Source organism: Kitasatospora sp. NPDC048298 (assembly GCF_043201465.1).
GTDB lineage: Bacteria > Actinomycetota > Actinomycetes > Streptomycetales > Streptomycetaceae > Kitasatospora.
In genome coordinates this window covers 1-9,103 of sequence record NZ_JBICYZ010000132.1, presented here as the reverse complement: position 1 = coordinate 9,103, position 9,103 = coordinate 1, and the positions used below count along the sequence as shown (strand labels likewise).

Here is a 9,103-nt window from a genome sequence, read left to right as displayed (position 1 = left end):
GGGACAGGAGCCGGTGTGGCTGGCGACGAATGCAAAGTTGCCAGACCGCAACGGGCCCCGCCAAGACCCCCTCGCTACGACCCGCCGTCGTAGCGCAGCGGCCGTCTGTGATTCGAAGGAAGGGCCACGCCGAGCGCGCCACCCCCTTCCGACCTGCGCAAACACCACCCACCCCCTAGCGAAAAGCGGGCAAAACGGACATTCCTAGCCATCGTCGTGCCCCGCAACCGCATGTGAGCGCACTCACCGTTTGAACCCCGACAGCATCACCACCCGACCCACCCCCATCACGCCGAGTCACCGCCGACCAGGCCGCCACTGAGACCGCGGTCACACCCCGGCGACGCCGCAAAGGCGCCGCAGCGCGTCGCCACCGCCGCCGGCCCGCCCGGTCGGTACGGCCCCGGCTGCGCTTCGTGTCGAGGCCGTGTTCGAGGTGGCCGAGGTAGAGGCGTGGGGCGGGTTCGAGTTCGAGCTGACCTGCGCCTGGCTCGCCCCGGCCCGAGCGCCAGGTCGGCCTGTGACTCCGCCGTGCTGCGCAGCAGCGGCGCGACCGACAGGACGCCGCTCAGATGCCGCCTGCCTGGGTCAGCTGAAGACGACCGGCCCGTTCGACAGTTGGATCGTGTTCGTACACCCCAGTGGTGCCTTGTCGATCGCCTGGCGGGCAAACGCCACCGAGAGATCGGCCATCTTCTGCCGTCCGGGCGGCGGATTGGATGAGCCTGCCGGTGTCCGGAGTTCGAGGACCGCCGTGTAGTACCAGGTGCGGTCCGGACCATCGGGCGTCGTCCTGACCACGCAGGGGAAGCGCACCACGGAGGAGCGCTCGCCGGCTTCGCCGTCGGAGAACGGCAGGAAGTCCTTCGCTACCTGCCGTCCTTCGTTGTGGATCCGTTCCGCCTCGGTGGCGGCGCCGACGGCGGTGACGACCAGCCTCTGCTGGTCGTTACCGATCACCGTGCACGACAGGTAGGCCGGTGCGGACTCTGTAGGCGGTGTGACCGTCGTCTGCACCGTGGCCGTCGAGGTGGAGTGCAGGATCTCGCTGAATCGTTTGTCGTCAAGGGTGCCCTGGCACTCGCCGAGCGGGATACGAGCTGCCGGTTGTTGAACGGTGCCCGGGTCCTGGGTCCGCTGCCACAGGAACAGGCCGCCGGCCACGACGACGAGTAGGGCGGCTGTGGCCAGCCGTGATCGACGGACCTTCACCCGTACGCTTCTCCTTTCACGGCAGCCGGCGTTCTCGCCGGCTGCGATTTCCGGTGCCGGGTCGGCGCGCTTCCCACTGCCGTCGACCCGGCACCGCGACATGTGAGTGTCACTTCTTTCCGTTGGCGGTGCTGTTCGCCCCGGCGCCTACCGTGCCGCCCTGCGCGGCCTGACCGCCGACCCGTGCCGCGAGGTCCTCGATCTGCGCCTGTGTCAGGGATGAGCCCTTCGCGGCGTCCCGGACGGCCTGGGCCGCACTGATCGCGTTGGAGTTCCGGCCCCCGTCCGACTGCTGGCCGGCTTCCGCCTGGGCGGCCGCCGTGGTGTCCTGCTGGACGCTCGCCGTGACCCCTTGCAGGATCTGGTCGACGATGAAGTCCGATGCTTCGGATGCACCGGCCGCACTGGCGACACCTCCGGTGATGCCACCCAGGGTCGTACTGAAAGCTGTCTTGGCCCAGAACGAGCCGTTCTGAACCGCGTCGTTGAACTCCTTGTCCGAGGCGGCGTGCTGCTTGAACACCGCATCGGCCCGGGCTTCGTTGAGTACGCCGGCCACCGCTCCTCCGGCGTTGGCGGCGTTCTCCACCGGGATGGCGAGCTTCGCGGTGTCGGTCTCACCACCGGCGAAGGTGCCGTGGATCAAAGCCGTGGTGTAGGCCTGCTGGGCGTTGATGACGCTGCCGTAGGCCCCCGGGTCGCGACCGATGACGTTCAGTACGGAGCGGACGTCGGACGTGCTGAGCCTGGCCGGTTCGCCGTTCACTGGCAGCGTGTGGTCCCACGGTGACATCGCGCGCTGGATGTCACCCATGTAGTCGGCGGTCATGTTCCCCAGGCTCGGCCGTAGGGCCGCCAAGGGTGCGCCGGCACCGGACTTGTCGGTGATGCGGGCGAGGCTGCCACCCTCGTCCCGTCCGAACTCCTTCATGACCTTGCTCATGACGTCCGCCTGGTCGGCGGTGTGCTTCGTCGGCGTGGAGGGCAGGTCGTCGTACGGGTGCCCGCTTGTCGCGGCCTCCAGAGCGTGCCCGAATGCGGTGGGCCCGCTGGCCAGGGCGCCGGCCACGACGTCCTTGTTCTGGGAGACGGTGTCTCCTCTGAATTCCTTGTCGTGGGCCAGGTAGTGCAGGTAGTCGGCGGGTTTGGGGCTGCCGCCGGGGTTGACCGTGCCGTCGGTGTTGTAGGCGGTGGGCTTGTCGTGGAAAAATTTGGTGGCCGCCTCCGGGCTGTGGGCCAGCGCTTCCATGATTCCCGTTACCGGCTCGAATCCGGCTCCGCCGTCCTGCCCGAGGATGTTGAAGCCCAGCCGTTCGGGGCTCTTGCTCAGGAGCGCCGGACTCCAGAACCGCATGGTCGGGTGCGTGTCCTTGGAGTCGAGCTGGAGGACGTGTTCGGCGATCGGGTTCAGGAAGTGCGGGTCGTAGTTCCCGGTGCGCAGGATCCCGGCCAGCACCTGGTAGCCCCGTGGGACCCATGGCTTGCCTGCCGTTGTCTCCGGTGTCTCCCAGAGCGGCTCGGCTCCGGCCTTGCGCAGGTCGGCCGCCCACTGGTCCGACAGGTGTGGCTGGTTGGAACCGCGTGTGGCGGTGGCCAGCGCGGTCCCGAGGTTCTTCTGCAACTCCTGGTACTGCTTCCAGCGGGCGTCGCTCGCGCCCGCGACACTGTTGTCGTCGCCGACCATGCTGTTCCAGAACATCAGGAGTCCCTTGGGGCCGATGTCCTGGTAGAACCTGGTCGTGAACTGCGCGTCGGCCGCGTGCGCGTGCAGCAGGCTGTTGAGCTCGACGAGTTCCGCGTCCGACAACTTGTTTCCCTTGGCGGCCAGCTGGACCGCCCGCTTGGCGTCCGCTTCCGCACCGCCGCCGACGGCCTGTGCGTTGAAGGATCCGTCCTTGTCCGTGGAGGCATCGGCGCGCAGGGCGAAACAGGCCCGCTCGTCCGCCTCCGCGGCGTCGCGAAGAACAGCGTCCATCCGGGCCCGGATGTCGCCGGCCTTCGACCGGTACTTGTCGTGGTACGCGGCCGCCGCCTGTGGATCCTGCCGGATCGCCTTGTCGGGATCCGGCCAGCTGACCGTACCGTCGGCACTGACGGTGAGTCCCGCCGTGACCGCTTCGGTGACCAGCGCGTTCGCCGTGTCCTTGGCGGCCTGGATCTCGGTCGCCGCCTGCCGCAGCACGGACGCCAGCGCAGCCGCTTCCACCGCGGCCGCGTCCAGCTGATCGTTACCACGCTGGAGAGCCGGCTTCGCCGACTCGGCGCTCTTGCCGCTCCACCCGGAACCGTTCACCTTGACGACGACGCCGCTGTTCCACTCGCCGTCCAGCGCCTTCAGCTTCGCGGCGACCTCGTCCCAGGCACCCGCGGCCGTCCCCAGACAGTCCACCTTCGCGTTCGTCAGGTCATGAAAACCCACCACGACGCATCAACCCCCATCGGGCTGGAAGGTACCCGCGACGGCCGCATTGGCATCGCGATAGTTCTTGGCCGTCGACCGCACGTTCTGCGCGAGCCCGCCGATGACCTTCGAGAGCGACTGAATCTGCTTGTCCCAAGTCGCCGACGCGTCCTTGCACGCCGCGCCGATGCCGAAGCCAGCGAGCCCGCCCGCGACCGCGGCCATCTCGTCGTCAGCGCTCTCGCACTCGCCCCCCCCAGACGGCAGTTGATCTGGTCGGCAGTCGCGGCAGCGCCGTCGAGCGCCGCCAGGTCGACCGAGAAGCCGCCGCCGGCCGCCGCGCCTGCCGAGTTGATCTGCGTCCGGGCAGCCTCCTGGCCTCTGGCTTTCGCGGTCAGATTGCCGTCCGCGTCGTATGCCCATGGGTTCATCATGCGGTCGAACTCGGTCATGCGATCAGACATGGATCGCCCCACCCCCTACGGCTGATCGAAACCAGCCCCCCTAACGAAAGACCGTTCGATCGTACCCATCAGTTGCACAGCGCATACGTCCGATTCCGGGGAGTCCGCTCACCTGACCCAGCCAGCACCAGTGCGAACGCCGAACGGCTGGGGTGAGGCATAACAGCCGACGTCGCCCGCCGTTCGCCCGTCGTCCTCCCCGACGGGCGAACGGTCGGCCCGCCGACCACATCCGGTTCCGCTCCGGGCAGGGCTTGGCAGCAGGCTGTAGGTGTGAGTCCCGAGGATCCGCGCGGGTGCGGCTGCCCGCATCGAGCCAACGCCGGCAGCGACCGAACCGCTGCCGTCCAGATTCGGGTGGGAGGTGAAGCGGACGGGGCGCGGTGCTGCGTCCCAGGTTGACCAGGACGCCGTCGAGACCAACGGTGGCCGCGGCGGCCCGGTCCGACAGGCCCACCCGACCCTTCGACTGCCCGCCCGTCGCCGGATCCTGCCCGACGGAGGTGACGGTCAGCGGCAGGCCGGGCGCCTTCGCCTGGGGGGCCGACTTCTGCGTCGAGGCCGCCGGAAGGTCGAGTTCGGCCTTCCCCGGCTTGGGCCAGGCCGCGGCCGGCGGCGCGGTCGGGGCTGGGCCGTCTTCGGGTCACGACGGTCCGCCTCCACCTTGGAGAACGGGACGGGCCCGGCGTGCTGGACGGGCGGCAGGTCGAACTCGTCGCCCGCCGCTACCGCGACGGCCGGAAGCTATAGGCGGCTATCAGAGCCGTCACGGCCATGGGCGCGACTTTACGGAGCACAGGGCGTGTTATTGCCTCGGACCGGCGCAATCGCGATCCGGGCGAAGCGCCCGTGTCGGATGGAGACATCCGTTTCTTTCCACTTGGTCGTGTTGTACGGGTGCGATCACACCCGGCGGGACACTACCAAGAGCCACCGACGGGACGTCCCTGATTGTTCGCCAACCACCCTGCCTACAGGGTCATTTATCTCTCTTTTATAACTCCTTCACATTGAGGACGGCGCCCCTCGGGACCGGCTCCGCCTCGCGAAGAGGTGATTTTTCCGCTTTTCTCCCACCATCAAGCCTGGCCTTCGCACGCTGTGATCACGATGCGGCATCCGATTCCCCCCTCTCATCCGGAACAGAGACCTCCAAATTCGACCGGACCGTCACTGCCGGCTTGCATGATGGGGACGCCTGCAAACCGCACAGAAAGTGAAGGGGATGCACCGTCACAACGCCTACCGAATAGGGCGAACCACCCGGAGAACGGCAACCGCGCTGATCGCGGCCGCCGTCGTGAGCATCGCCGTACTGGGCCACGTCCCCGTCCATGCCGACACGGGAAGCCCCCGGCTCGGGGTCACCTACAACCAGCCCCCGGTCCTGCACGACTACGCGGCCTGGGAGAGCCAGTGGACGCCGGGCAGCAGCAGCAACGTCAATGTGCCATGCGTCAGTGATCCAGCGGTCTGGCCCACCGTCGGGCGCAACGACGTCGTCCTGACCGCCAGGATCTCCGACCCGGACAGCGACGTCGCCCTGAGCGCCAAGTTCGAGGCCTGGAACCACGACACCGGGCAGTTCTTCCCGCCGGTCCGGGCGGGCGCTCCCAACGGTTCCTGGGCCGTCACGAGACTCGGCGCCGACAGCCTGCGTGACGGCGGCCGCTACAAGTGGCACGTCCAGGCCGAGGACGGCATCACCGGCTCCGGTTTCGGCCGTGACTGCGGCTTCAACGTCGACCGCACGCCTCCTTCCAAGCCGACCGTCACCTCCGCGGACGGCCGCAGCATCGATGTCGGGGAGGTGCCCGTCGGCATCCCGCGCACGGTCAAGTTCGCCTCCAGCGACCAGTTCGGCCTGAAGGGGTTCTGCTACTCCCTCAACAAGCCGCTGCCCGTGGTCAACCAGGGCTGCGGCGGCACCTGGGTGGACGCCGGCCCGGACGGGACGGCGACCGTCACGTTCACACCCACCCTGTGGCCGACCAACCGGCTCACCGTCCAGGCGATGGACAAGGCCGGCAACCTCTCCCCCTACGACGGTTCGGACGGCGGCCCCAACTCCAGCACCCGGCTGATCACCACCGCCCCGAACAACTTCGTCCACGACGCCACCGACCCGGCCCTGGCCGGCGACCGCCCCGGCGACCTGACCGGTGACGGGCACGCCGACCTGGTGGCCGCCACCAGCACCGGCGAACTCGTCCTCTACGCGGGCCACGGCGACGGCACCTTCGAGCAGCCCCGGACCGTCGCCACCCCGGGCTGGTCCGGCGCCCAGGTCACCCACCGAGGTGACTTCACTGGCCAGAGCCCCGGCCAGACCAGGGACGGCTACGAGGACTTCCTCGTCAAGCAGGGCACCCGGCTCTACCTCTACCCCGGCAACCGCATGGGCGCCCCCGACGAGTCCCGGCGTACCGAACTGGCCCACCCCAGCGGGAGCGACTGGTCCGCCACCAACCAGATCGTCGCCGCCGGCAACCTCGACGACATCGCCGGGAACGACCTGATCGCCCAGGACGGCGACTCCCTCGTCCTCTACAGCGGTACGGTCGCAGGTCCCCTCGCCACCCAGACCGGCACCAACCAGTTGAAGTCCGGTACCGTGATCTCCGCCTCCGGCTGGAGCGACTACGACGTCCTCGCCCCCGGCGACGTCAACGGTGACGGCATCCCCGACCTGCTCGCCCGGAGCACCACCACCGACCCCGGTGGCGCCGAGTACGGGCGCGTCCGCCTCGTCCTGGGCACCCGCAACGCCGACGGTCGCGGCTACCAGGCCGGCAGCCCCGCGGCCGGCACCGTCTACGCCACCGGCCTCGACCCCCAGCACCGGCCCCTGATCACCACGCCCGGCAACCTGCACGGCAGCGTCGCCGACAGCGGCAGGGGCTACCCCCTGTTCACCCCGACCCCGGGCCAGACCACCGGCGACCTCCTCGCCACCACGCCCGCCGACTCCGCCACCCCGGTGATCTACTACACCGCCGACGGAACCGCCCAGACCACCACCTGCCCCACCGGCTGCCTGCTGATGTACCCCGGCACGCCGACCGGGCTCGGACAACCGCGCCTGGCCGCCCAGGGCAACCTGCACACCGTCACCGCACTCGACGGCGGACAGAGCCTGCGCAGCCCCGCCACCACCATGACGCGCGCCGCCAACGGCACGCTCGTCGCCGTCAAGGTCACCGCCGACGGCAACCTGTGGGCGACCAACCAGACCGGCACCACGGGCGGCTTCCGCAGCTGGTACCAGCTCAGCGGCCAGGGCGTCCACACCGGCGACCCGGCACCGATCCTGTCGCCGGCCGCCGGCGGCACCGTCCACGTCTTCGCCCGCACCCGCGCCGGCGGGATCGTCGACTACGCCCAGGCCGGCCCCGACGCGTCCTTCAGCCCCGCTGCGGCGGTCGGCGGCTCCACGCCGGTCTTCGCCCGGGACCCCGCCGTCACCCTCAGCGCCAACGGCGGCATGATCGTCACCGCCGTCGACACCGGCGGCGACCTGTGGGCGACCAACCAGACCGCGCCCGGCTCCGCGTTCGGCGCCTGGTTCAAGGTCAGCGCCAGCGGCGGCCTCACCGGCCGCGCCGCAGCCGTGACGTCCCCCGCGGGAGGCGGCACCGTCAACCTGTTCGCCCGCACCACCAACGGCCACATCGGCTTCTTCGGCCAGGGCGGCCCCACCAGCGGATTCAGCTCGGGCGCCTACCTCGGCGCCACCTCGCCCGCCTTCGCCGGGGACCCGAGCGTCACCACCGCGTCCAACGGCACCATGGTCGTGGCCGCCATCGACGTCAACGGCGACGTCTGGGCCATCGACCAGGCCGCACCCGGAACACCGTTCCGCGAGTGGTACAAGATCAGCCTCACCGGCGGTACCGGCGGAGCCACCAGCATCGTCCTGTCCCCCGGAGCGGGCGGCACCGTCAACATCGTCGCCCGCACCACCAACGGCCACATCGCCCTGTTCGGCCAGGGCAATCCGACCAGCGGATTCAGCACCGGCGCCTACCTCGGCAACCCGAACATGATCTTCGCCGGAGACCCGCGCGTCACACTCCTCGACAACGGCGCCATGATCGTCACCACCACCGACACCGCAGGCACCACCTGGGCCATCGACCAGGGCTCACCGGGAGAATCCTTCCGCTCCTGGTACCAGGTGTAATCACAAGGACAGGAAGATCAACAGGTCGGCCGGTCTGGCGGAACACGCCAGGCCGGCCGACCTGTCAATTGTCGATGCCACCGGGGACATCGAAGCAGGCATGACCCATCGGCACCGCACGCGCCCGCTGTCCGCGAGGCGGAACTCCGCTTCACAGCAGCACTTGGACGGCTGCTGCCGACCGCACACTCTGCTCAGTGCATGCAACGGCACTCCCGAACCGACGTGGTGGGGAACGAATATGGATACAGAGTATGGAGGGCCCGGCCCGAGCTGACGGCGTCGGCCAGCCGGCACCGCGACCAGGCGGCAGCATGCGCCAGTCGGCTCGCCGGCGCGGCGGGTCCTTCGGGCGGCTGGCAGTGGTCCTCGGGTGCCTTGCCCTCGCGTGTACGTCCTGCGCCGGTGCCGGCGGCGATGCAGCCGTGATCAAGCAGGCCGAGCTGGTCGGGGACTGGAGCAATGCGGCCGGCGCCACGATGCACGTCTCGGATGACCACAGCCTGACCGCGAGTGGGATCGATCACGCGGTGCCCGACTACAAGTGCTCGACGAGCGTGACGGCCGGTCAGTGGCAGTTCTGGGTGCAGGATGGTTCGCCACACAGCTTCACGGCTTCGGCGTCGGCGACCGAGGGCGAGTCGTTCGACGTGGCGGCGAACACCGGCGAGACGCGTTGCGACCTCGATGCCCAGGTCCAGCATGACGACCGGGGCTTCAACATCTGTCTCGTCCTGGACCCCGACCAGACCTGACCATATGAGGGCCGGGCCCCCTTCCCTGCTCAGCCGGGCGATGTCTATCGTCCGGGTATGTACACGGGCTCGGGAAGGAGGCCCTCAA

General features: G+C 69.5%; 5 protein-coding genes. 2 read left to right on the top strand and 3 right to left on the bottom strand.

Annotation, left to right across the window (positions count from 1 at the left end):
* Positions 1 to 588 precede the first annotated feature (588 nt).
* The 3 genes from ACGF0D_RS43580 to ACGF0D_RS43570 form a co-directional block, all read right to left on the bottom strand.
* Positions 589 to 1,212, bottom strand: coding sequence for a hypothetical protein (locus ACGF0D_RS43580; protein ID WP_392926054.1), 624 nt, complete (start codon positions 1,210 to 1,212; stop codon positions 589 to 591).
* 109 nt (positions 1,213 to 1,321) lie between these two features.
* Positions 1,322 to 3,634 (bottom strand): hypothetical protein, encoded by a 2,313-nt coding sequence (locus ACGF0D_RS43575; protein ID WP_392926053.1) that lies wholly within the window; start codon positions 3,632 to 3,634, stop codon positions 1,322 to 1,324.
* A gap of 6 nt (positions 3,635 to 3,640) precedes the next feature.
* Entirely contained in the window at positions 3,641 to 3,838 is a 198-nt protein-coding gene (locus ACGF0D_RS43570; protein ID WP_392926051.1) for a hypothetical protein, read from the bottom strand.
* A gap of 1,464 nt (positions 3,839 to 5,302) precedes the next feature.
* On the opposite strand from ACGF0D_RS43570, the gene ACGF0D_RS43565 reads away from it, so the two are divergent.
* Positions 5,303 to 8,260 carry an FG-GAP-like repeat-containing protein gene (locus ACGF0D_RS43565; protein WP_392926049.1) on the top strand — a complete coding sequence of 986 codons (2,958 nt, stop codon included), beginning with the start codon at positions 5,303 to 5,305 and terminating at the stop codon, positions 8,258 to 8,260.
* Positions 8,261 to 8,685: 425 nt separating this feature from the next.
* Complete coding sequence (locus ACGF0D_RS43560; RefSeq protein ID WP_392926047.1) at positions 8,686 to 9,015, top strand: hypothetical protein; 330 nt, start codon at positions 8,686 to 8,688, stop codon at positions 9,013 to 9,015.
* Positions 9,016 to 9,103: the final 88 nt, after the last annotated feature.